The organism is Nocardia sp. NPDC051981, from assembly GCF_040680715.1.
Classification (GTDB): domain Bacteria; phylum Actinomycetota; class Actinomycetes; order Mycobacteriales; family Mycobacteriaceae; genus Nocardia.
In genome coordinates, this window is sequence record NZ_JBFAXK010000012.1 from 49,123 (window position 1) to 75,181 (window position 26,059).

The following is a 26,059-nucleotide window of genomic DNA, read 5'->3' on the forward strand; positions in this document are numbered from 1 at the left end:
TCCTACGCCTCGTCCTCGCCCCCTGCGCGCTCGAGGCTACCTGCCCAGCGCTCCGACCACCGCCAAACCCGTTCCAGGGCGTTGCCCAATTCCACTCCGGCAGTGGTCAATTCGTAGGACTTGTCCGGCTTCTTGTCCACCACGCCGGCTTCCACCAGCCGCTGCAGTCGCACCGACAGCATGCTCGACGAGCAGTTGCCCATGCGCCGGCGCAGTTCCAGGAAGCCGAGCGGGCCGGGCTCGAGTTCCCAGATCACGCGCAGCATCCAACGCTGGCCGAGCAGGTCCATGGCGGCCAGTAGCGGGGTCGCGGAGACGTCGGCGCGGCTGTTGGCGGGGGGTGGCTGACTTGCGCTTCTCATTTCGAAGTACCAATGTAGTGCTTCTGGATTAGAAGCAACACAGTGGATGGAGGTCGCAGATGGCGACAACGGATACCGGGCGGCGCATCGTCCTCATTACCGGGGCCTCCCGCGGCATCGGCGCGGAAACCGCGCGGGTGCTGGCCGCCCGCGGTGACCACGTGGTGATCAACTACCGCGAGAAGCGCAAACGCGCGGAGACCCTGGCCGCCGAGATCGCCGCCGCCGGCGGCAGCGCGTCGGTGGCGGGGGCTGACATCGCCGACCCGGACAGCGCGCGGTCCCTCATCGATGCGGTGGTCGCCGAGTTCGGCCGGCTGGATGTGCTGGTGCTCAACGCCTCCGGCGGATTGGAACGCGACGCCGCCCCCGGCTATGCCATGCTCCTCAACCGCGACGCCCAGACTCGCCTGACCCGGCTCGCGCTGCCGCACCTGCCAGGGGGCGGTCGCATCGTCTTCGTCACCAGCCACCAGGCCCACTTCTCCCCCACCCACGAGGTCCCGCCCGGCTACGAGCCCATCGCCGCGAGCAAGCGTGCCGGCGAGGACGCCCTGCGGGCCATGACCGGCGAATTCACCAGCCGCGGTGTCGGTTTCACCGTGGTGTCGGGCGACATGATCGACGGCACCATCATCGTGCGCCTGCTCGAACGCCGTGACCCCGATGCCGTCACCGCGCGGCGCGACCAGGGCGACCTGCCGACCGTCGAGGACTTCGCCACCGCCGTCGCCGACGCCACCACCCTCGAAACCCCACCCGGCCACACGGTATACGTCGGCGGACAGGACTACCTCTCCGAGGCGGTCAGCGCACCGGCCACCGCGCAAGGCTGACACTTCGTCCGCGCCGCGGCGTGGCGATCCGCCCGCGCCCGAGGCGGCACCGCAGGCCTGTATGCCTCGAAGCGGCGCATCAGGCCGAATGTTCGGAGGGACGAGGTGGCGGGCGCTGGAGCACGGCAAGCGGCAGGCGACATTCGGGGTCCGGCTGGGCGAATGATGGTGTGTCGTGGAGAGACTCGCCGTTCGGGGGTGCGAAGTCGGCTCGTACGGCGGAATCCGCTGGCCGGGCCGGGACGACGGTGACAGCATCGACGGATGCCGCATTGGATCGAAGTACTTCCCGCCTTCACGCTCGCCTGTTTGATTCTGGCTGCGCTGCCGGGTCCGGCGACCGCGCTGTTCCTGCAGCGGTCGGTGCGGGACGGCCGGGCCGCCGGGCTGGCGGCCGTGGCAGGCAATGAGATCGGCATCTTCGGCTGGACGCTGGCGGGCGGCGCGGGGCTGTCGGCGCTGCTGGTGGCCAACCGGGTGCTGAACGTGGGCATCCATCTGCTCGGGGCGGTCGTACTGGTGTGGCTCGGCATCCAGGCCTGGCGCGGATCGCGGGGCGACGACGCCTTCGGCGCCGCGCTGACCTCGGCCCTGCCAGGCGGCCGCACCCCGGCCTCCGCCTTCCGGGCATCGCTGATCTCCATTGCCGCCAACCCGAAGGCCGCGGTCTTCGGCCTGACGATCCTCCCCCAATTCCTACCCACGAGCGGCCCGGTCCTGCCCACGGTCCTGATCCTGGCCGTCATCCAGCTGGCCATCGACACCACCTGGTGCATCGGCGTGGTCCTTGCCGCCGACCGAGCCGGAACCTGGCTGCGCCGCACCGGAATCCGCCGCCGCATCGAACGCACCCTCGCCGCCATCCTGGTGGGTCTGGGCTTGAGCCTCGCCGCCGACGCCCGCTGAACACGGACTCCGCACCTTCCGACGCAGGCGCTTCGGCTACGACCTCGGGACGCCACAAAGCGCCCGACACAGAAGGCAGTGGAATCAATCGGGCTGCCCCGATACGAATTCCGCCGCATCGAACGCATCCCGGCCGCCGTGCTAGTCGATCCGCTTCGGGTCGTCATCGAGTGCCTGCCGAACGGAGCGCTGCACTCCCTGTTCGGTGTTCGAGGGCATGTCGAAACGAGTGGTCAGGAAGGGGTGCGCGGTATTCGATAGGGCTGGGGCGCATAAGTGCGGTATCCGGTGGAAGTCAGGGGGTACGGCGCGGTGGTGTTCGGCGTGGCAGGGGGTGGCGGGCAGGACGACCATGGTGGTATCAGCGGGTGCGGATCGGGCGCTGAGCGGAGGTGGTGTGGTCATGGTGAACGACGTGGAGAAGCGGTGGAATGATCCGTCGATGTTGCGGCATGCGACCACCTATGTGCTGGCCGTGCTCGGCGGGACCGCGGTTGTCGCGGTCGTCGCGCTGGTTTGGGCGGCGGCGCGGCCTGCATGCCTGAATGCCGGGTCGAGCCTGTGTGATGGCACGTCACGGGTGGTGGTCGGGCTGGGACCGGGCGGGGTTTTGCTGTTCGGGGGGATCGGGGCGTTGGTGATCGCGTTCCGGGCGTGGCGGGCGGAGCGGGCATGGCCGATCTGGCAGGGGGCGGCGTGGTTCCTGTTCACGATCATGGTCGTGTACCTGAGCATTGCCGGGACACAGGGTTGAGCGATCAGACCGGGCAGCGGGCGGCTTCGGCGGAGATGTCGTGGTGGTCGAAGGGCAGACGCCGCGTCTGGGTGCGGACGGGCCGGTGGTGGCGTTCGAGCAGCAGATCGGTGAGCTGGCCCGGGTGGCGCTGTCCCTGCGGCCGTACCCGATTCCGGCCGAGGCGGACGCCGATGCCGCGGCCTGGATGCTGGTGCGCACGGTCGAGCATCTGACCATCCGCTACCTGCTCGACGCTCCGCCGATTCCCCGTGAGCGGTTCCTGGCCGACATCACGCGGCTGATCCTGAACTACTTCCGCGAGCCGCCGGTGCGAGCAGAACGCGAGTAATCAAACCGCTTGGTCGACACGGCGGGCGGCGGGCAGCGCCAGCAGCAGATCCACGGCCTTCGCCGCGCTCTGCGCGGCACTCTCCATCGTTGCCGACCAGTCGGTTCGGGTCCAATCCCCCGCCAGCACCAGCGTCGGCACCGAGGTGCGCTGTCCCGGCCGCAGCCCATCGGTCCCGACCACCTGCGAGAACGTGGCCCGCGGCATCGGAACCACCTGTGCGTGTACCACTTTCGCGTCCGCGGCATCGGGATAGAAGCGCCGCAGCAGCGCCATCTGCTCGTCCACCACCGCGTGGTGCGGCTTGTGGATCTGCTCGTAGGCGCCGCTGGTGGTCAGGCAGTACAGCCAGCCCTCCAGGGTGCCGCGCCCGTGCATGCGCTGCCGGTCGAACACTTCGTCGACGACGCCCGCCCCGCCGATGAGCGCCTCCATGGCGGCCTTGGTACCGAGAGGGCGGTCCAGGTACAGGTTGGTGCTGACAATCGGGGTGTAGCCGAGTTTGTCTGCGGCCGAATAGATCCGGTCGTGCTCGGGTAGCTCGTCGAGCAGACCGCCGATGTAGGAGTTGGGCACCGCGCACACCACCGCGTCGGCGGGCTGCACCTCGCCGCCGGCCAGCACCACACCGGTCACCGCGCCGTCCTCGATCCGAATGCGCCGGGCCACCGCCCGGTGTCGCACCCGCACCCCGTGCCGGTCGAACACCCGCTGCGCGCCGGAGACGAGCAGGGTGTCGAGGTCGGTGGTGGGATAGCCGATGCTGACGGGCCGCAAATGCCGGACGCCCAGCCGGATTCCGGTGGCCAGCACGTCGGCGAACACCTTCGCCGACTCCTGCCGCACCGGTTCGGCGGCGATGCCCAGCGCCAGCCAATCCCACAGCGCCTCCCGCGCGGTGGCGGGCATGCCGAGCCGCCGGAACCACTGGTCGGTGGTGAGGTCGGCCAGATCACCGGGCTGACGCAGGCACTGCCACCCCATCCGCAGGGTGGCCGTGGCCGCGCGCAGCCGGTCGCCGGTGCTCGCGTCGGGATGCGCGCCGAACAGGGCCCGCAGCGCGGGAAAACCGGTGGTGCCCATGACCGCGATGCGCCCGCCGGGCCAGCGCAGGACGCCCTGCTGCGGGAAGGTCACGTACTGGCGGGTGCCGACGCTGGTCAGGTATCGGAAAAGATGCTCGTAGCCGCTGGCGATCACGTGCTGGCCGTTGTCGGGGATGTCGCGCAGCGGTGCGACCTCCAGCGCGTGGGTGCGGCCGCCGAGGCGTCCGCGGCGTTCCAGGAGCGTGACCTGTTTCCCGGCCTCGGCCAGCCAGACCGCCGACGCCAATCCCGCCAGTCCCCCGCCGATGACCACGTAGCGCCGCGGATCCTTCATGTTCGCCCCTCGAACCATAGCCTGCACCAAGAAAGCTACGCCCGCCGCGCCCGGGGCATGCGCGAATTCGGTTACCTCACACAGGGAATGCCGCCGGTATCCATCTGCGACAGGTCGGTGGCCTCGGGCGCGTTGGCGCCGGGGGCGGTGGCCGAGACCGGGACGGGCGGGGTGGTGGAGGTGGCCGGGGTCCTGGTGCGGGTGGCCGAGGTGGTCGGATCGGTCTGGTCGACCGGCACATTCGCGAGGGGTCCGCTGCGGGCGTCGCTGCCGAGGGTGAGCTGGACGGCCTGGGCTTCCACGGCCGCCGATCCGGCGGCGGTGAGTCCGAGCTGGGCCGCGAGGGCGGTGGCGGCGGATTCGGCGCCCGCGCCGTAGGTGAGCGTGGTGGTGTCGCGGGCCGCGCCGGTGGTCGCGGCACCCTGCGTGAAACCCCGTGTGGCCAGGGCCTGTTCGACCTTGGCGGCCAGGCCGTTCTCACCGGAGCTGTTGACGACGTTCAGCACGATGCCGGTGGCATCCGGGATGGTGGTGGAGGCGGGCGCGGGCGTGGTGGTCGTGGTGGTGCCGGAATCGCCCGGGGACAGCAGGTTTCGCACGATGCCCTTGATCTCGTCCGAATCCACGATATTGATCGACTCCCCCACGTCGTCAGTGCCGAAGTCCTTGACCGGCAGCGTGTACAGCGACAATCCGTCGTCGAGCAGCGCGGAGGCGCGCTGCGCGAACGACAGTGGGTCCAGTCCGCTGTCGATGGCGGTGTTCTGCTTGGCGATATCGAGCAGCGCGCGCAGCTTGCCGGGACTGCCGAGGGTGCCGCCGTCCTGCAGCTGCCGGGCCAGGGACACGATGAAGGCCTGCTGGCGGCGGGTGCGGTCCAGGTCAGTGAACAGCGGCTGATCCGGGTCGCGCCGCTGGCGCACGAAGGCCATGGCCTGCGCCGCGTCGATCTGCTGCTTGCCCTTCTTGAAGTTGGCGCCCGAGTAGCCGTCGGAGGTGTCCTCGTTGAGGCACACGGTGATCGGCTGTTCGGCCTCGGCGATCTGGAAGAAGGCGGCCAGGGTGATCTCGACGAAATGGTCGACGGGCACATTGCCGAGGAACTTGCCGACCGTATTGCTCTCGGCGAGGCGGCCCGCGTCGCGGGACTTCTGATCGAGTTCCAGCGGATCCTTGACCCCGGCGGCGGTGAGCTTGTCCTTGGCTCGCGCGTAGGCGAATCCGTATGCCTGCTTGATCTTTCCCTTGCACGGGGAGGTGGCGCAGGACGCGGGATCGAGGGTGACGTAGTCGTCGCGGGGAATGGAGATGGCGGTGGATTTGGAGCCGTCGCCCGGAATGTGCACCAGAATCAGCACATTCGCATTGAAGCCGCCCTCGCTGTCGTCCCCCGCGTGCAGCGCGTCGTACATGTCCTGGGGCAGTGGATTGCCGTGCTCGTCGAGGCGGCTGTCCAGGCCCATGACGAGGATGTTCTGGGTCTTGCCGCTGGATTTGGGGCCGCCCGGAGTGACACCGGAGATGGTCAGCCCGCTCAATTCCTGATGGTATCTGCGCCAGGCCGCGCCGGTGGCGGTCAGCACCGCGACCGCCAGCAGGGCCATTGCCACCCGCCCGGCGGCCAGCGCCCGGCGTGTTCGCTCGGGGCGTTCACGAGGGCGGCGGGCGGCGGGCGGGTGGGGTCTGGACCGGCTGGGTCTCGTCGACCTGCTGGGTCTCGTCGGGCGTAGCGGCACAGTGGCGGGGTCGTACGCCGCCGATTGCCTCCCCCGACGATCTCGAGCATGCGTCATGCCCATCGAGACTAGCTGTTAAACGGCGCTCGCCGAATGCTTGCGGGAAAGCAGGGGGTAGCCGGCGCAGACCAGGACGCCCCAGACCAGGCCGACCACGAGGGCGCTGCGGCCGTCCTCGGTGAAGAACAGCAGGACGACGACCAGGGCCAGGAAGGCCAGGGCGAGCACGGTGGTGACGGGTGCGCCCGGCAGGCGGTAGTCGCTGCCCGGCAGCACACCCTGCTTGACGCGGCGGCGGTAGAGCAGGTGGCAGACCAGGATCACGCCCCACACGAAGATGATGCCCATGGTGGACACCGACGTGATGTAGCCGAAGGCCTTGTCGGGCGAGAAGTAGTTCACCGCCACGCCGATCACCATGACCGCCGCCGAGACTGCGATACCGGCCGCGGGCACCGATCGGCCGCTCAGCGAGCCCAGGGCGGCCGGGGCCTCCGCGCGCTGCGACAGGCTGCGCAGCATGCGGCCGGTGGAGTAGATGCCGGAGTTGCAGGACGACAGCGCCGCGGTCAGCAGCACGAAATTGATGATGCCGGCCGCGCCCGGGATACCGATCTGCTCGAAGATCTCCACGAACGGGCTGCGGCCCGCGTGGAAGGTGCGCCAGCTCGACACCGACATGATGACCACGAGCGCGCCGACGTAGAACAGGCCGATGCGCAGCGGCAGGCTGTTGATCGCCTTGCGCAGCGTGCGCTTGGGGTCACGCGCCTCACCCGCGGTGACGCCCACCAGTTCGACGCCGACGTAGGCGAACACCACGATCTGCAGGGCCAGCAGCGCCTGCCCGAAGCCGTTGGGGAAGACGCCGCCGTCGTTCCACAGGTTGGTGACGGTCGGGTTGGTGGCGTGGCCGAAGTGGAAGATCAGCACGCCGACGCCGATCACGATCATGGCCACGATGGCGGTCACCTTGATGGCGGAGAACCAGAATTCGCCCTCGCCGAACAGCCGCACCGACACCAGGTTGGCGATGAACATGATGCCCAGCACCACCAGCGCGGTCACCCACTGCGGGATGTCGAACCAGTACTGCACGTACTTGCCGGCCACGGTGATCTCGGCCATGCAGGTGGCCACCCAGACCGCCCAGTAGGTCCAGCCGGTGGCGAAACCCGCGAAGCGGCCCAGGAACTCATTGGCGTATTCGGCGAAGCTGCCGGTGACGGGCCGGTAGGTGAGCAGTTCGCCCAGGGCCCGCATGATCACGAAGATGGCCAGGCCGGCGGCCAGATAGCAGAGGATGAGCGCCGGGCCGGCCTTCTGGATCGCGCCGCCCGCCCCGTAGAACAGGCCGGTGCCGATCGCGCCACCGATGGCGATCATCTGAATGGTGCGCGGCGACAGGCCGCGGGAATACCCCTCGTCGTCCGTGCGTGCGGTACCGATGTCCGGTAGCTGCCTTTCCGAGGCTGTCAAATGCGGTTCCTCTCGCGTGCGTGCGGCCGGAACCCGCCGTTCATGATCGGCAGCCACCGGCCGCGCCGAGCCTGCCGGCGGTTTGCCGGGCTCGGTCCAACGGCGTGCCACGCTACCGGAGTGGTATCCGGGGTCACAGTCACCACCGCACCTGGCGTGCGGTCAGCTGCCCTCGTCGATCAGCTCGAGGCCGGTGACGACCTCGGCCTCGATGCGGATGACATGGTCCATCGGCAGGTTGATCCAGGGGTCGAGCAGCGTCTCGTAGCGCTGCACCTGCTCGGGATCCATCACCACCCGCGCGACCCCGGTGACGATCACGCTCCAGCCCTGCCGGGTGTGCTCGTCGAACGAGTCGGCCTCGTACGCCACCACCTGGCCGTCACCCCGCAGCAGGCTGGCGCCCAGCTGTGCCCGCACCACCACCACATCCTCTTCGACGATGTGATTGACCGGCCGGATGATCGGAAGTCCACGGCGCGAGTACACAATTCGGCCGAATTGCGCGCCGGCCAGCCGTTTCAGTGACTCGGCAGCCGAGAGCTCGCGTAGCTTTCGCGCCCCAACGCCACCCATTCCTTCAATTGTGGTCGATCGCTTGCGATTACGCCAATTGCCTTGCCGCATCCCATCGTTCGCTCCCGGCATCGTCGCTGACCCGGCACCGCGCCGGCGAACCCGCGGCACCGTGCCGCCGCGGCGGCGGCACCGCCGGTGCACACGTCGATGCGGACTCGCTGCTCGCAGAGCGGCAGCACGGACACCAGTTCTTGGTTTGATGGATCGGAGTCTCGGATCACCGGTCGAACGTCGAGCTGAGGGAGGTATTCGTGACCTCGCCCGTGCGGCAGTCGCCCATCGACCCATCGCGCGTTCCGTGAAATCCCGGCCATCGGCGGCTCGGCGAGTATCCGCGGCGCGCGCCGGGGCCGCTATCCGCTGGTTACGCGCCACACCTGTCGGCCGGACTGCATGGCGTGTGGCCGAAACCCTCGTCGAGATCGAGCTCGTCGATCGAGCACTGGCGTTGGCAGCGCAGATCTTCACCTCGGTGCTTCCGGTGATCATCGCCGCGTCGGCGTTCGGCGGCAGCAACCGACCACCGACACCATTCGCGATCAGTTCGGCTTCGACCCCGCCGTCCTGCACGCCGGGAATGCGGCGACGTCATCGGATCGGTCGCTGACCGCGTTCGGTGTGGTCGGGCTGCTGATGATCATCCTCAGTGGCACCTTTCGCGCGGGCGCTCGGCCGTGTCTACGGGGCGGTGTGGCGGGTGCCGTCGATGGGGCCGCGGTATGCCTGGCGGTGGTTGACCGCGCTGCTCGCGGTGGCGTTGTCGACCGCACTCGTCGAGCAGACCCGTGATCTGACCCGGATTCGGGTCGCGGGGCAGCCGCTCGCGCTGCTCGGTGAGATCGTGGACCCTGGTGTGGGCGTTCGCACCATTCCTGCTCGCCAGGGGCGCGCTGACCGGGCGGGTGCTCTGGACGACCGGCGTCGTGACCGCGGTCGGGCTGACCGCGGTGCACGTGGTCGCTCGTATCGTGCTGCCACGCATAACGGCGCAAGCTCAGCGGCACTTCGGGCCGTGGGGGCTCGCTTTCACCTCTGCCAGTGGTTCCTCAGCGGGCCCTCGAGATCCGCGGTCGCGGTGCGAGAACGCCGAGCTGAATCTCGGTGTGATGCTGGGCAAACGGGCCTCGGTACACGCGACGAACCTGCGTCGCCGTCCCGAATACGGCCTCGGATCCAAGGCCGAGATCATTTCCGACCTGCGCCGGCGGCTGTGGCCGCTGATTTCCGCGGGCACCGTCGCGCCGGTCGTGTCCGCCGTGGTGCCCATCCACGATGTCTCGGAAGCGCACCCGCTGCTGGATTCCACCGATACCGTGGGCAAGGTGTTGCTGCAAGTGCGCGAGCCTTGAGGCGCCCCTACCCCACCGGCGAGCCCGGTCGCCTCGGCACACCCGCGGCCCGGATCAGGCGCCCGAGGGCTCGCTGGACGCGACCGTCGCGTCGAGCGCCGCGAAAACGGCGCTCCGGACGCGGCTTTCGACGGGATCGGCCTCGAACTTGCCGTGCAGGTACAAGAAGGCCAGGCCGTGGACCAATGCCCACAGCGCCGTCGCCAGGTCTTCCTCGTTGGCCGTGGGAAAGATCTGCCGCACAATCGATTTCACGTACTCGTGGATCGCGGTGGTCGCCGCCACCCGTTCCGGGCTGGTGGGATCGCACGGCTCGGAGAACATCACCCGGAAGAGCCCGGGCCGCGTCAGGGCGAAGCGCACATAGGCGACCGCGATCTCGGCGAGGTCCGCGGCATTGGCCGGCGCGGCGGCCGCGGCGACCAGTTGCGCGGTGAGCTCGCGATAACCCACGGCGGCGACGGCGGACAACAGGACATCGCGATCGGCGAAGTGACGGTACGGCGCGGCGGTCGACACGCCCGCCCGTCGCGCGGCGGCGCGGAGCGAAAGCTCGCCCGCTCCGCTCTCCTCGAGGAGTTCCACAGCCGCGCGCACCAGCGCGCTCGGCAGATCGCCGTGGTGATACGGCGCGTTCGACGTTGCCATGGAACCAATTCAACAAGTGTTTACAGCGCTTACATCCCATCCTGCCGTTAGCGCCCGCACACCCGGCGGTCATGTCAGCCCGATGTTGGCTTCGCCGATCAGGGTGTGCAGGCTCGCGCAGTGCGCCGCTGCACCCGGTGGCTGGAAGCACGGCGCGAGAACCAGCCCGCCGCACCCGCGATGTCGCCGGTCAGACCTCGAAGGTGACGCCGGTCAGCTGTTCGGAGACGGTCCACAGCCGCCGCTGGCGGCCAGATCGTGAGATCGTTTGCTGGAGGCCACGACTCGCGGATATCCCCGGACCTCTCCGAGGCCATCGGGGCCGTAGTACTGACCCCCGAGCACACCCGGATCGGTCGCGGCACGCAGTGTGGGCAGGGCGCCTTTCGCCGGGCTCTGTGCGACCAGCGGGGCCACCACCGGTGCGAGCCACCGGATGACGGCCGGGGAGTTGCGCATCAGTTCCGTGTTCGAACCGCCCGGATGTGCGGCGACCGCAATGGTGTTGGCGCGGTGCGCGGTCAGTCGGCGCTGCAGTTCGTAGGTGAACATCAGGTTCGCCAGCTTGGACTGGCCGTAGGCGGCGACCCGGTCGTAGGACCGCTCCCACTGCAGGTCGTCGAAATGGATCTTGCCGCGGAAGCGGTGTGCGAGGCTTGCCACCGTGACCACCCGGGAGTTCGGGGTCTTCAGCAACAGGTCGAGGACCAGTCCGGTGAGGGCGAAGTGCCCAAGGTGGTTGGTGCCGAATTGCAGCTCGAATCCGTCCGCTGTGTTCTGCCGTGGCGGGTACATCAGGCCGGCGCTGCGCCCGGGCGCGCCGCGCTGATCTCCGCGCGGCGTTACGGCTCTCGACGGACGTCGCGTGGGTTCTTGTCGAACCGCAATCCACGCCACGATGGATGCCTGAGCCGGGCGTCGCTGGTCCAGCCGGTGAAGGTCACCTCGCCGACGAGTTTGGGTTCGACCCAAACGGCGTCGGGCACGGGAGCCACGACGGAAGGCGTGTTGCGTTGCAGCGGTTGGAGTTTCGCACTCAGGTCGTCGAGCGTTGCCTGGGTGAAGCCGGTGCCGACGTTACCGATGTAGGTGAGTTCGCCCGTGTCGTCGTGGACTGCCATCAGTAGTGCGCCGATGTGACCGGTTCGCTGCCCGGCGCCCGGGCGCCAGCCGACGATGACGACTTCCTGATCACGGACGTTCTTGACCTTGATCCAGAGCGGGCTGCGCCGCCCGGGCAGATAGGGACCGTCGAGGCGTTTGCAGACGATGCCTTCCAGCCGTAGCCGGCGCGATTCGTCGAGCACCATCTCGCCGGGACCCTGCAGGCGGGGTGGTGTCTGCCAGTGCGGTCCGCGCAGGTCGAGTTGTTCGAGTAATTCCCGCCGCTGCCGGTAGGGCAGGTCGATCAGCGGACGATCACCGACGTGGAGCAGGTCGAAGATCATGTAGGTGGCCGGGGTCGCAGTGGCCAGGGATCGAATCATGGCAGGGTTGCGCTGATGCATCCGCGGCTGAAGAGCTTCGAAGGAGGACCTTCCATCCTCGCCGAGCGCAACGATTTCGCCGTCCACGACGAAGGCGGGACTCGAGGGTCCGAGCGCGGCGAGCTCCGGCCAGGCCGCGGTGATGTTCTTGTCGTTGCGGGACATCAGCCGCAGATCATCGCTGACGTAGCAGATGGCGCGAATGCCGTCGAACTTGACCTCGTAGTTCCATCTCGCGTCATCGTGGGGAACCACACCGGCCGTGGCCAGCATCGGCGCGTACCGCGGCAGCCCGGTCACATCCGTCTCACTGCCATCGCCGGTCCTCTCTCGCGAACTCGAAAGTCGTGTCTTGACAGCTGCTCGAATAATACCGACCGGTATGGTTGTCGAGACCGCTCATCAGGGTTCGAGCACACCGCGAGGGGTGGCAGCAGAAATCTGGCTCGATTGAGCCAATCATGTGCTGATAAAACTGGAATATTGATTCCATAAATTGCGATATCGTGAAGGTTATGAGCAGCACGAAGCCACGGCGCTTGACACCGAAGGGCGAGCAGACGCGGCATCGGATCGTGGCGGCGGCAGCGCAGTTGATGTTCGAGCACGGTGTCGCCGCGACCACCGTCGAGGATGTGCGCGATGCCGCCGGGGTGAGCAACTCGCAGGTCTACCACTACTTCACCGACAAGAACGCGCTGATCCGCGCGGTGATCGCCTATCAGAGCGACACCGTCGTGGGCGGGCAGGAACCCATGTTCGCCCGCCTGGACACCGTCGAGGGTTTCCGGGCCTGGCGCGACTTCCTCGTCGCGCACCAGCGACGGATGCATTGCCGGGGCGGCTGCCCCCTGGGTTCCCTGGGTAGTGAACTGGCCGAGATCAATTCCACCGCCCGCGCCGATGTCGCCACCGCGTTCCGTCGCTGGGAATCCGGGGTTCGGTCCGGGCTGCGATCCATGGCCGAGGCCGGTCGCCTGGACCCCGCCGCCGACCCGGACAAACTTGCCACCACCACCCTGGCCGCGCTGCAGGGCGCACTGCTGCTGACCCAGCTACAACGCGACACCGCGCCACTGGAAATCGCCCTGGACACGATGATCGACCACATCGCGTCCCGCACCCGGCCCGCCTCGGACAACGTTCAGGAAAGTGGCATTGATATTCCAATTTCTTCTCGGTAGAAATGGAGTAGCGAATCCATTTTCACCGAGCACCGGTCCGAATGGGCCGGGTGCTCGTCCCCTCGCTTCCACTGCCTGGAAAGGGACGGATGTGACCAGCACGAATACCACCATCGCCCAGCGCGTTGAGCTCATGCACCAGTCCATGGCCGACCAGATCCCCGAGAGCGCCTTGGCCGCCTTCGGCACCGAGCAGGCCGGCCTCACCAGAGACGGGATCCCCGAGGGCGTCGCCCGGGCGGGAACTGCGATGCCGGACGCCGACCTCCTCGACGTGCATGGCAACCCCACCAGCCTGTACGCGGCCCTCGCCGGGAAGCCGGCGGTCCTCGTCATCTACCGCGGTGCCTGGTGCCCCTACTGCAACCTGGCTCTACGGGCATACGAAGAGCAACTGGCGCCGACCTTGACCGAGCGCGGCATCGGTTTGATCGCGCTCAGTCCACAGAAGCCCGACGGCTCGCTGACCATGGCGGAGAAGAACGATCTGACCTACACCGTGCTCTCCGATTCCGGGAACCAGATCGCCCGAGCACTCGGCGTCCTCACCGCACCCACCGAGCAGGTCCGCGAAGCCCAGCGAAGCCTGGGCCTGGATCTGCCAACATTCAACGCCGACAACGGATACGGCCTGCCCATGCCGACCGTACTGGTCATCGACGCCGCCAAGACGATTCGCTGGATCGACGTCCATCCCAACTACACGACCCGCACCGAAACCACCGACATCCTCACCGCACTCGACATTCTCGACTGACCGCCCACGGGATGCCGAACCGCTTGATGCGGATAGGCCGGCCGCGAATCATGCTGTCGGACTTTCCATCCGGCCGCCGTCGCTACGCAGCCGATATCCCGCGCCGCGCACGGTCTCCAGCGATATCACGCCGAACGGACGGTCGATCTTTTCCCGTAGCCCGCGGATGTGGACGTCCACGACATTGGAGCGCGATTCGTAGGCGAAATCCCAGCAGTGCTCGGTGAGCAGTTCCCGGGTCAGCACCGCGCCGGGCTGCCGCGCGAACATCTCCAACAGTGCGTATTCCTTTGCGGTGAGCACGATTTCAACGTCACCGCGCCAGCATCGTCGTGCCGCGGTATCGATGCGAAGATCGCCGACCCGCAACACGGACGGCCGCGGGACCGGGCCGCGCCGGATCAGGGCCCGCAACCGGACGAACAGCTCGTCGAGATGAAACGGTTTGGTGAGGAAGTCGTCGGCACCGTCGTCGAGGCCCGTGACCCGGTCGCGCACCGCGCCGCGCTTGGTCAGCATCAGCACCGGCACCCAGACGCTCTCGTTCCGCAATCGCCGGCACACCTCGAACCCCGAGAATCCGGGCAGCATCGCATCCAGCACGACCACGTCGTAGGCGCGGCTGGCGGCCGCACCGTAGCCGTCGGGTCCATCCGCCACGACGTCGACGGCGTACCCCTCCTCGGTCAAGCCACGCCGCAGCAGCCGCGCCATCTTCGGCTCGTCCTCGACCACCAGCACCCGCATACGGATCAACCTCCCGCCCGCACTCTCGGCATCGGCAACGCCGGGTAACCCCGGCACGAAAGTCCATCCCATTCATGACCACACCTACACCGCGCCTCCGGAACGCAGCGAGTTGATCTTCATGAATGCTTCATCTTCGCGGCGTAAACCAAGATCGACAAGGCGTGATGTCACGCTCTGCCGGGCGGACGCGACCCGGCATGCTGAAGGAGACCGCTCATGGCACGGATCCGACGCCACACATCCGCCCTCGCCGTCCAGGCCAACGCGGCCGACGAGCGCTATCGCCTCGCGGCGTTCGTCAAACGGTCGATCAACAAGGTCTTCCCCACGCACTGGTCGTTCCTGCTCGGTGAGATCGCGCTCTACAGCTTCATCATCCTGGTGCTGACCGGCGTATACCTGACGCTGTACTTCGATCCGTCGATGACCGACGTGGTCTACAACGGGCCGTATCAGCCGCTGCGCGGAGTGACGATGTCCCGGGCCTACGAATCCACCCTGAACATCTCCTTCGAAGTCCGTGGCGGCCTGTTCATCCGTCAGGTCCATCACTGGGCCGCACTGCTGTTCGTCGCCTCGATGATCGTGCACCTGTTCCGCGTCTTCTTCACCGGCGGGTTCCGCAAGCCACGCGAGGCCAACTGGGTGATCGGCGCCATCCTGTTGATCCTGGCCATGTTCGAGGGCTTCTTCGGCTATTCGCTGCCCGACGATCTGCTCTCCGGCACCGGGCTGCGACTGGCCTTCGGCGGCATCACGATGGGCCTGCCCGTCATCGGCACCTGGTTGCACTGGCTGCTCTTCGGCGGCGACTTCCCCGGCAACATCATCGTGCCCCGCATGTTCATCACCCACGTGCTGCTGATCCCCGGCATCATGCTCGCCCTGATCGCCGCTCACATCGCCCTGGTCTGGTACCAGAAGCACACGCAATACCCGGGTCCGGCACGGACGGAACGCAACGTGATCGGCACTCGGATCGTGCCCGTCTTCTCCCTGGACCAGGGCGCGTTCTTCGCGTTCACCCTGGCCGCGCTGGCGCTCATGGGCGGCCTGCTGCAGATCAATCCGATCTGGAACCTCGGCCCCTACAACCCCTCCCAGGTGTCGGCGGGATCGCAACCGGACTTCTACATGATGTGGACCGAGGGCCTGGCCCGCACCATGCCGCCGTGGGAACTGTATCTGGGCCGCTACACCGTTCCCGCCGCATTCTGGGTCGCCCTGATCATGGGCCTGATCTTCGCGGTGCTGATCGTCTATCCGTGGATCGAGAAGCGCCTCACCGGCGACACCGCCCGCCACAACCTGCTGCAACGTCCCCGGGACGTGCCGGTGCGCACCGGCATCGGCGCCATGTCCATCACCACCTATGTGATCCTGACCTTGATGGGCGCCAACGACATCATCGCGTACAAGTTCCACATCTCCCTCAACGCAACCACCTGGGCAGGACGCATCGGCATCCTGCTGCTGCCGCCGCTGGCGTACTTCATCGCCTACCGGCTCTGCGTCGGGTTGCAGCGAGCCGACCGGACCGTACTCGAGCACGGCATCGAAACCGGCGTCATCCGCCGCCTCCCCCACGGCGAATACATCGAGCTGCACCAAGCACTCGGCCCCGTCGACGACCACGGCCACCCAATCCCATTGGACTACCAGGGCGCACCGGTGCCGAAGAAGATGAACCGGCTCGGGATCGCCGGCAAACCCGGCAGCGGCAGCTTCTTCCTCGCCGACCCACCCGACCAGGTCGCGGCCCTCCGCCAGGCCGACCACGCCGCCGAATCGGCCCAGCTGACAGTCCTGCGGACCTACCAGCAGCGCATCACGGGACAGGAACAGTCCACGGACGGGACACCGGATGGCCGTGAGCCGCCGGACTCCGCGGGAGGGACTCGCCGGACAACCCACCGGTCCGGGGTTTGACCAGCGGACGAACGGGCATTGCCCCACTATGTTCACAATCATCGGGCTCATCGCTCTGCTGGGTGCTGTGACCGTGGGCGTGGCCGGGATCCAGGCCAACAGCGGTGGCGCACATGCGCTTCCCAATGGCTTCACCGTTTTCGACCACACCTATCACGGATCCGCCGGGCTGCTGTTCGCCTACGGAATCCTGATCGGCGCGATCGGCACCGCGGGATTCATCCTCACGCTGGCCGGAATCTGGACCACGTCACGACGCGGCACGGTCGCGCGGCGCGAGCTGCGCCAGTCGCGCCGTGAGATGGCTTCGGCGCGAAAGGAACTCGCGAAACCGGCGCCGGCGACCACGGCGGCGCGTAGCGTGGAGCAGCCCCGGCAGCCGGCGGTTCCCATGGCCAAGACGACGCCGAAACGTGTATTCGCGAAGCCGAATTGGGCGGTCAACCGCTTCCTCAACCGTCCGGGGACACCCGCGAAAACCGAATCCGCCGCCAAATAGGACTCCGGTCCGTAGAGGACAATCGAATGCTCGCCGTGCTCGGCCTCGCATTGCTCGACGCGGGCTGGCTCATCGCCACCCCGGCCCTCACCGCCCTCGGCATCATCGTGCTGACCGTGGCCCTGATCCGCTGGCTGCTGGGCGCACCCGCCCGCTACCTCGCCCATCCCCGATACTGATCGGAACCGACCGCGCCGACCGGGATGCGCCCGGTCGGCTAGCGTCGCTGACATGACGGTGACGGTGCTGGTTCCCGACGACCATGGTTTCGCGACGATCTCCCGGATCGAGGGGGCGCGGCCGGTGCGCTACACCCTCGGCGAGCCGCTGCCCGCCGGGGCGGATGCGGCGGAGGTGCTGGTGCCCGCCTTCCTGGCCAGTCGGCCGGAGAGCCTGGCGCTGGCGCGGTCGCTGCCGAAGCTGCGGCTGGTGCAGCTGCTGACCGCGGGCGCCGAGGCCTGGGTGGGCGAGCTGCCGGATCAGGTGATGATCTCGACGGCCCGGGGTGCGCACGGGGCGAGCACCGCCGAGTGGACGATCGCCGGATTGCTCACGGTCTACCGGGAATTCATCGAATTCGCCGTGGCGCAGCGCGAGCACCGCTGGATCCAGCACCGCACGGACACCTTGCACGGCAAGCGAATCCTGATCATCGGCGCGGGTGATCTGGCGACGGAATTGCGGCGCATGCTGCTGCCGTTCGACACCACAGTCGAATTGGTCGGTACGCAGGCCCGGGAGGGCGTGCACGGCGTCGGCGAAATCCCCGACCTGCTCCCGCATTTCGATGCGGTCGTGCTCATGGTTCCGGTCACCACGGCCACCATCGGCATGGTCGACGCGGCGTTCCTGGCCCGCATGCCCGACCGCGCGATTCTCGTCAATGCCGCCCGCGGCCCGGTGGTGCGCACCGACGACCTGCTGGCCGAACTGCAATCCGGCCGCCTGCGCGCCATCCTCGACGTCACCGATCCGGAACCACTGCCCGCCGGCCACCCGCTGTGGGACGCACCGGGCCTGCTGCTCACCCCGCACGTCGGCGGCAGCAGCAGCGGAAACCTGCAGCGCGGCTGGGCCATCGCCACCGCGGAGATCGCACGCTACCTGGCGGGCGAGCCGCCACAGAACCTCATCAACGGCGAATACTGAACCGGCGCAGCCGATCCCACCCCGCTACAGGGTGTCCTTCCCGATCGGCCGATTGATGCCACGCCACTCACGCTCCCAGCGCGCATAGCGTCGGGCATCGAACACCGTGCCCGTGAACCATACGGTCGCGGCGGCCGCACACCATGTCTCGACCAGCACCGCGAGCCCGGTCCCGATCCCCTCGGCGGCCGCGGCTCCCGGCCGTGCGGGCGCCTGCGTCGGCTGCCCATTCTTGATCCACACCGTCACCGTGGCCCCCGCGACCTGCGGTCCGGGCACGTCCACGGTGGCGGTATCGGTCTTGCCGTCGCTGTTCCACTGCACGGGCGCTTGATACCGCGCCTGATTACCCGCGTAATGATCCGAATCCGACAGCCGCACGGCATCCGCGGTCTCGGTGGCCGTCACCCTGACCTTCCCCGCATCCTGCGCCGCGATCCGATCCTGCGCGCCGGTATAGCTCACGCTCCCCACCGCCCCCGCCACCGGCACCGCCGCGACTACGACCACCACGGCCACCGCCCGCAGCACCACCTCGGCCCGATCCGAGACGCGCAGCAGCGGATTCCGGTTCCACGGCCGCACCCGCCAGAGCCGAGTCGGCAACGAAGGACGCATCGACACCTGGACCGCCTCTCTCCACGCGCCGTCGTACCGCTTACGCAGGTAGCTCTACCCCATTCGATACGCCACCAACCGGCCGAACGTCAAGGTCAGCGCGTCGTGACTCCGCTACGGGCCAGCCAAATCCCACGTCACACACACATCGGCGGCCGAAGCACCTGCACTGGTCGACGACCCGGTACAGCGGCGGCCGGACGTTGTTCGGGCGTTTCCGCGTGAGCAGCTCCCGGAGCGCCCGCGTCGCCTCGAGTCGATGGCGTGCACCATGTCCGCGACCCGCCGCACGGTGAACGCGTCGACGCCACGGCACCTGGCCTGCTCGGTGTATTCGTCGATGACGCACAGTGATTCACGGTTCGGAACGCGGACCTCGGCCCGTTCACCGGCCGCTCTCGGCGTTCGACATCGAGTTCGCCGCGCCCACGGCGATGGTTCCGCACGATGGGCTCCGCTTGACGCAAGCTCGTCGCCGGCGAGAGTGCTGCCGCCGGCGATGAGTCTGCCAGCGCATGAGCGTCGACCTCGTAGACGCGGTTCGCGTCGTCGGTGAGGTCCATGACCGCGCGGACGGCGCGATATCCACCTGCACTTCAATACCGGCGAACGCGACCTCGTCGCCGTGTACAGCCGTTAGCCTCGCACGAATTCGTAGGTGTTGAGCAGCAGGCCGTCACCGATCTTTCGTGTGTCGACCAGGTGCAGCGGCTTCGTGTCGCTGGTCTCGTCGAAGAGACGCAGGCCGGTTCCCAGCACGACCGGGAAAACTACCAGCCGCAGTTCATCGGCCAGGTTCTGTGCTATCAGTGTGCGCACGAGCTGATAGCTGCCGTAGACAAGGATTTCCCCGTCTAGGTTCCGCTTCAGCTCCGAAATCTCCTTTACCGCATCGCCGTTGAGGACCCTGGTATCGCTCCACTGAGGATGTTCGAGACTCGACGACACGACGTACTTGGGGATGTTCTTCATTCTGTCCGCCCACTCGCGGCTTACGCGGACCTCCGCGCCATCGCGCATCCGGGACTCGAACCACTCACTGCTCCGCCTGCCCAGCAGTAGCGCTTCGGCACCCAGCAGTTCCTCCGTCTCGTTGGCGGCCCAGTCTTCGAGGTCCTTGCCCCCTACGAACTGGTGGAACCAGCCGCCCAACTCGAAGCCTTCCTGGCCGTCCGGGTCTTGGACCACTCCATCGAGTGTGGCGTTGGCGCTGATGACGATCTTTCCCATTTCGGTGCTCCTTTGACAATGTTGTCGGCTGTCACTGGTCCAGACGCCGCAACATCGGAAAAGGAGGCGCTCCGCGACCGCCCCGCCCCGTTCGCGCCCCGGCCGGCGTCCATACGGTGTGGAACTACACACGAGGAATGAGGTGGCGGGAGTGGAGTTGGCGGGAACGGACCTGATGTCGAGGGCGCGGGCCGGCGACGGCGAGGCATTCCGGGCGCTGACCGAGCCACACCGTCGCGAGCTACAGGTGCACTGTTACCGGATGCTCGGATCGTTTCAGGATGCCGAGGACGCTCTCCAGGACACGATGCTCGCCGCTTGGCGAGGTCTCGAACGCTTCGACGGGCGCGCCTCACTTCGAACCTGGCTCTACCGCATCGCCACCAACCGGTGCCTCGACGCGCTGCGCTCTGCTCGCCGACGTCCTGCGAAGCAGTGGGACATCCCGGGAATCGAACTGCCGGAACCCACTGGACTCGGCGAAATCCACTGGCTCGAGCCCTATCCCGACGCCCTGCTGGACGGTGCGATCGGTGTGCCGCTCGGTCCGGAGGCGCGCTACGAGCAGACCGAATCCATTTCCCTGGCCTTCGTGACCGCCCTGCAGATCTTGCCGCCTCGCCAGCTCGCCGTCCTCATCCTGCGCGACGTCCTCGGATTCCACGCGAACGAAGTAGCCGACATGCTGGACACCACCGTCGAATCGGTCAAAAGCGCCCTCAAACGCGCGCGTGTGGGAATGCAGCGCCGACTGCCGGCGACCACTGCCCGCGAGCAGCCGCCCGCTGGCGACTCACCTGCCGAGCACGCGATCGTGGCGAAGTTCGTCAGCGCCTACGAGTCTGCCGACATCGACGCGTTGGTGGCTCTGTTGACCGACGACGTCTTCATGTCGATGCCACCGGTGCCGCTGGAATATCAGGGCCGAGACCTCGTGGCCCGCTTCTTCGCACTCATTTTCGGCTCGGCACAGAGATTCGAACTGGTGCCGACGCGAGCCAACGGTCAGCCGGCCTTCGGGGTCTACCGACACCCCTCCATCGGCATCTACGGATCCGGCCTCTTCGTCCTCACTCTCGCCGGCGACCGAATCAGCGCCATGACCCGCTTCGAAAACACCGTCCTCCCCATATTCGGCCTGCCGCAATCCCTCCCGAGTGCACAGTAGATCGCTGATTTGAGCCCGCTCGAGCCGCGGCGCGATGGCCATGCATGGTGGGGCGAAGCGTTCGGAGCGGGTTGTCGCGTGAAATCGGTTTGGTGACAGTGAAATTCGATACGGGTCAAGGATGGGTACCGGCTTCGGGGCTGGCGATGGCTGCGGCCATGATCACGCAGGCGCCGTGCCGGGCCCGGGGTCCGCTTCCTCGGGCTGGGACGGTGTCGTACGGGCCATGCGGATGAACCCACCCGCGGCGGGGCGGCGGGCTCAGCGCACGTAGGACAGGATGCTCATCATGCCCGCTTCTCCGTGGTAGGCGTTGTGGCAGTGCAGCATCCACTGGCCGGGGTTGTCGGCGTCGAGGTCGACTTCGACCGTCTGCATGGGCAACACGATGGAGGTGTCCTTGCGCGGCCCGGACCCGGCCCGGTTGACGAGCTGGAAGGTGTGGCCGTGCAGGTGCATGGGGTGGTACATCATGGTCTGGTTGCGGAAGCGCAGGCGGATCCGTTGCCCCTGGGAGACATTCAGGGCGGCGTGGTCGGGATATGCCTTGCCGTTGATGGTCCAGACGTATTTCTTCATATCGGAGCCGAGGGTGACGTCGAGGGTCCGATCGGGCTGCTTCGCCTGCAGGCGAACCGGTTCCGCGGCAGTGAGGCGATCGGCCGTCAGGGGCGCCACCGCGAGTTCGGCCGGTTGCACGTCGGCCGGGGGCGGGGTGCCGCCGCCGGTGCGGATCAGCGCGAAGCCGCGGCCCGTCTTGCCTTCCGCGGCGGCGACCAGCGGGAAGACGCCGTCCGCCAGTTCGACGATGGCGTCGTAGCGTTCGCCCATGCTGATGAGCAGGCTGGAGGTGGTGATCGGCTGCACCGGGAAGCCGTCGGTGTGGGTGACCCGCAGCTGATGTCCGCCGACGGCGACCCGGAACGCCGTATCCGCCGCGGCATTGATGATCCGCAGCCGGATGCGCTGCCCCGGTCGCGCGGTGACGACGGTGGGATCACTGCCCAGGCGGCCGTTGATCAGGAAGTACGGGTAGGTGACGTCGCCGGCGTCGGAGCCGAGTGGCGCGTTCGGGTCGGCGGGTGTGGACATTCCGCCCGAGCCCATGGTCATGCCGCCGTGGTTCATGCCCGGCATCCCGCCCATGGCCATGCCCGCCATGCCCTTGTCCCGCAGGGCCTGCAACTCCTTGTCCGGGTCGCGCCCGTTCACGCCGTCGAGCCAATCGTCGAGCACCACAACGGCTTCGGTGTCGTAGTCACGGCCGTCGGCCGGATCCTCGACGATGAGCGGCGCGTACAGGCCGCGGTCGAGTTGCACCCCGACGTGCGGGTGGAGGAAGTAGGTGCCGGAGTCCGGCGCGGTGAACTCGTAACCGAAGCTGCCGCCGGCCGCGATCGACGCCTGGGTGACGTCGGGGACGCCGTCCATATCGTTGCGCAGGGCGATGCCGTGCCAGTGCACCGTCGTCGGCGCCGGAAGCGCGTTGATGACGTTGGCACGCACCACTTCACCTTTGGCGACGCGGATTTCCGGGCCGGGCACCGCGCCGCCGAAGGCCCAGGTCGGCACCTGGACGCCACCGAGGTCGACGGTGGTCGGCTCGGCACGCAATGCCACGTCGCGGACGGTGGTGCCGGCCGTGCGACGCGCGGCCTCCGCGGCCCGGACCGCCTCGGAATCGGGCTGCACGAGGCTGGGCGCTGCCGCCGTGTTCTTCGTGCACGCGGCCAGTGTCGCGGCCGCCGCGGCGCCCGCTCCGAGCGCTAGGAATCCGCGCCGGTTCAGTGGCGATGCGAGTGGAAATCGATTGGAGGACATGGCTTCTCCCTGGTTGGTCGAATGTGGGGCACGCCGCGCCGTGGTGGGCGGCGGCCGGGATCACGAAGTCGGCCGCGACCGGTGGGCGCGGCGGACCTGTCAGATCCGCAGAATCGACAGTTCGGCCAGGGTGGGGACCGTCCACGGCGGTGGGCGGGCTCGGTGAATCCGCAGGGTCGGGAAGTTCGGTGGGCGGGCGTCACGGGGCCGACCTCCGGCCCAGTGCAGCAGCACGAGGCCGATCGCGACCGTCACCGCGGAGAGTACGAAGAATTCGCAGGCGTGGGTGAGCCCGTGCCCGCCGGGCTTGTCGCCGTGCATCCCCGCGTCGTGTCCCGGCTGCGGGACGGAAGGCATCGCCATCGTCGCCGAGGACATCTCGGAACCCGGCGTGCTGTGGTGTGCCGAGAACACACCCGCGTGCATGGCGGCGATCCCGAGCAGGAGCGCCAGCACTCCGAGCAGCCGGACGTATCCGGTCGCTCGCCGCGCAACGCGCTGATCAGCCACGTCAGCCAGCATAGCCCGACTCTGCCCGCCACCCCCTGGGGGTATCTATCACGAACCTGACGTGCGGCGGCCCGCATCACAGCACGCCTGCTTGCACATACCCATGAGCTTCCACTGGCTGTTCGCCGGCACCGCCGCCGGATTCGCGTCTCGGCCGCGCTGGTCATCGCGACCAGGATCCCGAACGCGATCGCCACCAGCGGAGACTCGTTCCGGGAGCGGGGCATGCATCTCTCGACCGCTACTTCCAGGTCAGCAGCTCACCGACCGAGAGCCTGCCGTTCGGAATCGCATTCGGCGCACCGGCCGGCAGCGGATCCGGGTACCCGAGGGCGATGGCATGCCGCGGCAGCCATCCCGGCGCGAGATCGAGCAATTCGGCTGCGCGAGAAACATTCTCGGCGGGATACAGCGTGGTCGGGCAACTGCCGAGCCCCTGTTCGGCGGCGGCCAGACACAGCGACTGGGTCAGCCGGCCCATGTCGAACTCGGTATCGGCGAAGCCGTTGTCCCGCGAGGCCAGGACCAGCACCAGGGGCGCGGCGGCCAGATGGACGGCATAGCCGCCGAGCCGGGACAGCTCACCCCGTACCGCCGAATCGGTGACGGCCACGAAGCGCCAGGGCTGCCGATTGCGCGCGGAGCCGGTCCAGCGGGCCGTGTCGATGATGCGCTCGACCACGGGGATCGATACGGGATCCGCCCGGAAATGTCGCACCGCCCGCAGTCCCCGGATCGCTTCATCCACGCGGCAACCCTATCGGCTCGAGCGGTGCGCGGAGATTGCCGACCCGATGTCCGGGTACCCGCCAAACATCGGCACCTGCACCGAAGAGGAGCCATCATGCCGGATCAACAACAGATGCAGCACAGCCCGAGAGCGCCGGGCGAGGGCCTGCGCCCGCCTTCCCAACCGGATAGCGAATCGATGAACGACGATACAGCTCACGATCATTGGGTAGCGCAGCCGCATTCCGACAGTGAACCGGCGCCGATTTCGGAAGCCGAGGAGCGTGCTGCCGAGCTGTCCAGCGATCAGCATCCGCTGGGCAGGCCCGGACGCAGGTTCGACCGGCACTCGCCGTTCATGGTGGGACTGATGGCCTCCGCGGGTGTGCTGGTCACAGTGGGGACCGTGCATATCGTGCTCACGGCACACGAGGCGCTGCTGCTCGTGGCCGCGGCGATGTTCCTCGCCATCGGCATGGAGCCGGCGATCTCGTGGCTGGTGCGCCACCATGTCCGCCGCGGTTTCGCTGTCACGCTGGTCTTCCTGATCGTGCTCGGCGGCCTGGCCGGATTCCTCTGGGCCGCGATCACACCGTTGATCGGCCAGGGGCAGAGCCTGATCCACCATGCACCCGACACCCTGCACCATCTCGAGGACCGCTACCCGCTGATCCGGGAGGCAGCCAACCGCTTCCACCTCGACCAGTGGCTGCAGCAGGCAACCGGCACCGACTTCGGCAAGGTGTCACAGGGACTGGTAGGAGCGGGCAGGGTGGTCTTCGGCTGGGTCACCGCCACGATCCTGGTCGCGGTCCTGACCGCGTATTTCTCGGCGAACTTCCCGGCCTTGCGCGCAAACCTCTATCGGCTCTTTCCGCGGGAACGTCGGCCCCGCGCCATCCTCATCGGGGATGCGATCTTCGCCAAGGTCGGCGGTTACGTGCTGGGCAACCTGCTGATCTCGCTGATCACCGGAATCCTCACCTTCATCTGGCTGGCCGCCTTCGGGGTCCCGTTCCCGCTGGTGCTGGCCGTGCTGGTCGCGGTGCTCGACCTCATCCCCCTGATCGGCTCCACACTGGCGGGTATCGCCATCGCGCTTGTCGCGCTGACAGTTTCGCTGCCGGTTTCCCTGGCGACCATCGTCTTCTTCATCGCCCTGCGCTGGCTCGAGGACTATCTGCTCGTCCCGCGCATCATCGGCCGCACGGTCCAGGTCCCCGCCGTGCTCACCGTCGTCGCCGTCCTCGTCGGCGGCTCGATGCTCGGCGTACTGGGCGCACTGCTCGCCATCCCCACCGCCGCGAGCCTGCTCCTGCTGGTGCGGGAACTGCTCTACCCCAGGCTGGACCGTCCCCAGGCTTCCGGCGTGGCCGACCCGCCCGATAGCCAGTGAGTCGGTCAGGACGACCCGTTCGAGTCGGTCGCGGTCGCGGTGCGGTCGTGCACCCCGTCGTTGAGGTACCGTCGCCATTGGCGGTGGGCCTCGTACGGACCGCAACTAATGCCCAGGCCCCGCGGACCGGGTAACCAGGCGAAAAATGGGCAAACCGCTAGGCCCGGTCAATCCACCATCGTTCAGGAGGCTGCCATGGTCGACGAAGGTGTCTATCGAGTGCGGTTCTGCGAGACGTGCACCGCGACCGCCGAGGAGGCCACGAATTTCCACGACCGCCTCAAAGCCCTGGGTGGAATGGTGGTCTACGGCGCCTATCCCGGCCCGCTCGTGATCGGTATCGCGGTGGATGCCGCCGAGCACGTCGCGTCCTTCCCGTTCGTCGAATCCGTCGTGTCGGTCACCGACAACTCGGCGGTGAGCGGCTAGGCGACGCCACACCAGGGTGTACCAATGTCCTTCGCGCCCGTGT

The 26,059-nt window shown here is 67.9% G+C and carries 27 protein-coding genes and 2 pseudogenes; 15 read left to right on the forward strand and 14 right to left on the reverse strand.

All coding sequences use genetic code 11. The annotated features are described in order from the left end of the window. Positions 1–2: 2 nt before the first annotated feature. The gene (locus AB0L60_RS21505) at positions 3–362 is read right to left on the reverse strand and encodes a helix-turn-helix domain-containing protein (protein ID WP_364616665.1); all 360 of its coding nucleotides are present in this window, start codon (positions 360–362) and stop codon (positions 3–5) included. A gap of 59 nt (positions 363–421) precedes the next feature. On the opposite strand from AB0L60_RS21505, the gene AB0L60_RS21510 reads away from it, so the two are divergent. The 4 genes from AB0L60_RS21510 to AB0L60_RS21525 all read left to right on the forward strand — a co-directional run bounded on the left by AB0L60_RS21510 (position 422) and on the right by AB0L60_RS21525 (position 3,189). Then, on the forward strand, positions 422–1,198 hold the full coding sequence (locus AB0L60_RS21510; RefSeq protein WP_364616667.1) for an SDR family oxidoreductase: 777 nt from the start codon (positions 422–424) through the stop codon (positions 1,196–1,198). A gap of 264 nt (positions 1,199–1,462) precedes the next feature. After that, the gene (locus AB0L60_RS21515; protein WP_364616669.1) at positions 1,463–2,104 is read left to right on the forward strand and encodes a LysE family translocator; all 642 of its coding nucleotides are present in this window, start codon (positions 1,463–1,465) and stop codon (positions 2,102–2,104) included. Between the two features lie 403 nt (positions 2,105–2,507). Continuing rightward, entirely contained in the window at positions 2,508–2,858 is a 351-nt protein-coding gene (locus AB0L60_RS21520; RefSeq protein WP_364616671.1) for a hypothetical protein, read from the forward strand. 40 nt (positions 2,859–2,898) lie between these two features. Continuing rightward, positions 2,899–3,189, forward strand: coding sequence for a hypothetical protein (locus AB0L60_RS21525; RefSeq protein ID WP_364616673.1), 291 nt, complete (start codon positions 2,899–2,901; stop codon positions 3,187–3,189). Here the strand turns inward: AB0L60_RS21525 and AB0L60_RS21530 are convergent, their stop codons facing one another. The 4 genes from AB0L60_RS21530 to AB0L60_RS21545 all read right to left on the reverse strand — a co-directional run bounded on the left by AB0L60_RS21530 (position 3,190) and on the right by AB0L60_RS21545 (position 8,360). Beyond that, positions 3,190–4,569 carry an FAD-dependent oxidoreductase gene (locus AB0L60_RS21530; protein ID WP_364616675.1) on the reverse strand — a complete coding sequence of 460 codons (1,380 nt, stop codon included), beginning with the start codon at positions 4,567–4,569 and terminating at the stop codon, positions 3,190–3,192. Between the two features lie 71 nt (positions 4,570–4,640). Further along, on the reverse strand, positions 4,641–6,173 hold the full coding sequence (locus AB0L60_RS21535) for an LCP family protein (protein ID WP_364616677.1): 1,533 nt from the start codon (positions 6,171–6,173) through the stop codon (positions 4,641–4,643). 207 nt (positions 6,174–6,380) lie between these two features. Continuing rightward, positions 6,381–7,784 carry an amino acid permease gene (locus AB0L60_RS21540; RefSeq protein WP_364616679.1) on the reverse strand — a complete coding sequence of 468 codons (1,404 nt, stop codon included), beginning with the start codon at positions 7,782–7,784 and terminating at the stop codon, positions 6,381–6,383. Positions 7,785–7,946: 162 nt separating this feature from the next. Next, positions 7,947–8,360 (reverse strand): pyridoxamine 5'-phosphate oxidase family protein, encoded by a 414-nt coding sequence (locus AB0L60_RS21545; RefSeq protein WP_354849802.1) that lies wholly within the window; start codon positions 8,358–8,360, stop codon positions 7,947–7,949. 403 nt (positions 8,361–8,763) lie between these two features. Between AB0L60_RS21545 and AB0L60_RS21550 the strand changes: the two genes are divergently transcribed. Both AB0L60_RS21550 and AB0L60_RS21555 read left to right on the forward strand, forming a co-directional pair. Next, entirely contained in the window at positions 8,764–8,970 is a 207-nt protein-coding gene (locus AB0L60_RS21550) for a hypothetical protein (RefSeq protein WP_364616682.1), read from the forward strand. Positions 8,971–9,448: 478 nt separating this feature from the next. Further along, positions 9,449–9,712, forward strand: a pseudogene (locus AB0L60_RS21555) (zinc-binding dehydrogenase); the annotation flags it as partial. A 54-nt stretch (positions 9,713–9,766) separates the two neighbouring features. Here the strand turns inward: AB0L60_RS21555 and AB0L60_RS21560 are convergent. The 3 genes and pseudogenes from AB0L60_RS21560 to ligD all read right to left on the reverse strand — a co-directional run bounded on the left by AB0L60_RS21560 (position 9,767) and on the right by ligD (position 12,147). Then, positions 9,767–10,360, reverse strand: coding sequence for a TetR/AcrR family transcriptional regulator (locus AB0L60_RS21560; RefSeq protein WP_364616684.1), 594 nt, complete (start codon positions 10,358–10,360; stop codon positions 9,767–9,769). A gap of 190 nt (positions 10,361–10,550) precedes the next feature. Then, positions 10,551–11,167: pseudogene (locus AB0L60_RS21565) on the reverse strand (oxidoreductase); the annotation flags it as partial. Between the two features lie 35 nt (positions 11,168–11,202). After that, positions 11,203–12,147 (reverse strand): non-homologous end-joining DNA ligase, encoded by a 945-nt coding sequence (ligD, locus tag AB0L60_RS21570; protein ID WP_364616686.1) that lies wholly within the window; start codon positions 12,145–12,147, stop codon positions 11,203–11,205. Positions 12,148–12,362: 215 nt separating this feature from the next. Between ligD and AB0L60_RS21575 the strand changes: the two genes are divergently transcribed. Both AB0L60_RS21575 and AB0L60_RS21580 read left to right on the forward strand, forming a co-directional pair. Then, positions 12,363–13,031, forward strand: a complete 669-nt coding sequence (locus tag AB0L60_RS21575; protein ID WP_364616688.1) for a TetR/AcrR family transcriptional regulator — start codon at positions 12,363–12,365, stop codon at positions 13,029–13,031. Positions 13,032–13,122: 91 nt separating this feature from the next. Next, a complete protein-coding gene (locus tag AB0L60_RS21580; RefSeq protein WP_364616690.1) occupies positions 13,123–13,788 on the forward strand; it encodes a peroxiredoxin-like family protein in 666 nt (221 codons plus the stop codon). Between the two features lie 48 nt (positions 13,789–13,836). Here the strand turns inward: AB0L60_RS21580 and AB0L60_RS21585 are convergent, their stop codons facing one another. Continuing rightward, the gene (locus tag AB0L60_RS21585; protein ID WP_364616692.1) at positions 13,837–14,607 is read right to left on the reverse strand and encodes a response regulator transcription factor; all 771 of its coding nucleotides are present in this window, start codon (positions 14,605–14,607) and stop codon (positions 13,837–13,839) included. Positions 14,608–14,754: 147 nt separating this feature from the next. Between AB0L60_RS21585 and AB0L60_RS21590 the strand changes: the two genes are divergently transcribed. Genes AB0L60_RS21590 through AB0L60_RS21605 form a run of 4 tightly spaced genes read left to right on the forward strand, consistent with a single transcriptional unit; the run spans position 14,755 to position 18,115 of the window. Beyond that, positions 14,755–16,467 carry a cytochrome bc complex cytochrome b subunit gene (locus tag AB0L60_RS21590; RefSeq protein ID WP_364616694.1) on the forward strand — a complete coding sequence of 571 codons (1,713 nt, stop codon included), beginning with the start codon at positions 14,755–14,757 and terminating at the stop codon, positions 16,465–16,467. A gap of 28 nt (positions 16,468–16,495) precedes the next feature. Continuing rightward, complete coding sequence (locus AB0L60_RS21595) at positions 16,496–16,966, forward strand: hypothetical protein (protein WP_364616696.1); 471 nt, start codon at positions 16,496–16,498, stop codon at positions 16,964–16,966. A gap of 26 nt (positions 16,967–16,992) precedes the next feature. After that, on the forward strand, positions 16,993–17,145 hold the full coding sequence (locus tag AB0L60_RS21600; RefSeq protein WP_354850676.1) for a hypothetical protein: 153 nt from the start codon (positions 16,993–16,995) through the stop codon (positions 17,143–17,145). Between the two features lie 52 nt (positions 17,146–17,197). Next, positions 17,198–18,115 (forward strand): 2-hydroxyacid dehydrogenase, encoded by a 918-nt coding sequence (locus AB0L60_RS21605; protein WP_364616699.1) that lies wholly within the window; start codon positions 17,198–17,200, stop codon positions 18,113–18,115. A 24-nt stretch (positions 18,116–18,139) separates the two neighbouring features. Here AB0L60_RS21605 and AB0L60_RS21610 read toward each other — a convergent pair whose 3' ends face one another. Together AB0L60_RS21610 and AB0L60_RS21615 are read right to left on the reverse strand one after the other, a co-directional pair. After that, positions 18,140–18,733, reverse strand: coding sequence for a hypothetical protein (locus tag AB0L60_RS21610; protein ID WP_364616701.1), 594 nt, complete (start codon positions 18,731–18,733; stop codon positions 18,140–18,142). A gap of 636 nt (positions 18,734–19,369) precedes the next feature. Continuing rightward, complete coding sequence (locus AB0L60_RS21615) at positions 19,370–19,963, reverse strand: dihydrofolate reductase family protein (RefSeq protein ID WP_364616703.1); 594 nt, start codon at positions 19,961–19,963, stop codon at positions 19,370–19,372. A gap of 157 nt (positions 19,964–20,120) precedes the next feature. Here AB0L60_RS21615 and AB0L60_RS21620 point away from each other — a divergent pair, with 157 nt between their 5' ends. Beyond that, complete coding sequence (locus tag AB0L60_RS21620) at positions 20,121–21,131, forward strand: sigma-70 family RNA polymerase sigma factor (protein WP_364617018.1); 1,011 nt, start codon at positions 20,121–20,123, stop codon at positions 21,129–21,131. 261 nt (positions 21,132–21,392) lie between these two features. On the opposite strand, the gene AB0L60_RS21625 is transcribed toward AB0L60_RS21620, so the two are convergent. The 3 genes from AB0L60_RS21625 to AB0L60_RS21635 all read right to left on the reverse strand — a co-directional run bounded on the left by AB0L60_RS21625 (position 21,393) and on the right by AB0L60_RS21635 (position 24,210). Beyond that, positions 21,393–22,952 carry a multicopper oxidase family protein gene (locus AB0L60_RS21625; RefSeq protein ID WP_364616705.1) on the reverse strand — a complete coding sequence of 520 codons (1,560 nt, stop codon included), beginning with the start codon at positions 22,950–22,952 and terminating at the stop codon, positions 21,393–21,395. Between the two features lie 99 nt (positions 22,953–23,051). Further along, complete coding sequence (locus AB0L60_RS21630) at positions 23,052–23,462, reverse strand: DUF6153 family protein (protein WP_364616707.1); 411 nt, start codon at positions 23,460–23,462, stop codon at positions 23,052–23,054. A gap of 241 nt (positions 23,463–23,703) precedes the next feature. Beyond that, positions 23,704–24,210 (reverse strand): nitroreductase family protein, encoded by a 507-nt coding sequence (locus AB0L60_RS21635; protein ID WP_364616709.1) that lies wholly within the window; start codon positions 24,208–24,210, stop codon positions 23,704–23,706. 180 nt (positions 24,211–24,390) lie between these two features. Here AB0L60_RS21635 and AB0L60_RS21640 point away from each other — a divergent pair, with 180 nt between their 5' ends. Next, positions 24,391–25,587, forward strand: coding sequence for an AI-2E family transporter (locus tag AB0L60_RS21640; RefSeq protein ID WP_364616711.1), 1,197 nt, complete (start codon positions 24,391–24,393; stop codon positions 25,585–25,587). Positions 25,588–25,782: 195 nt separating this feature from the next. Continuing rightward, positions 25,783–26,016 (forward strand): hypothetical protein, encoded by a 234-nt coding sequence (locus AB0L60_RS21645; RefSeq protein ID WP_364616713.1) that lies wholly within the window; start codon positions 25,783–25,785, stop codon positions 26,014–26,016. Positions 26,017–26,059 lie beyond the last annotated feature (43 nt).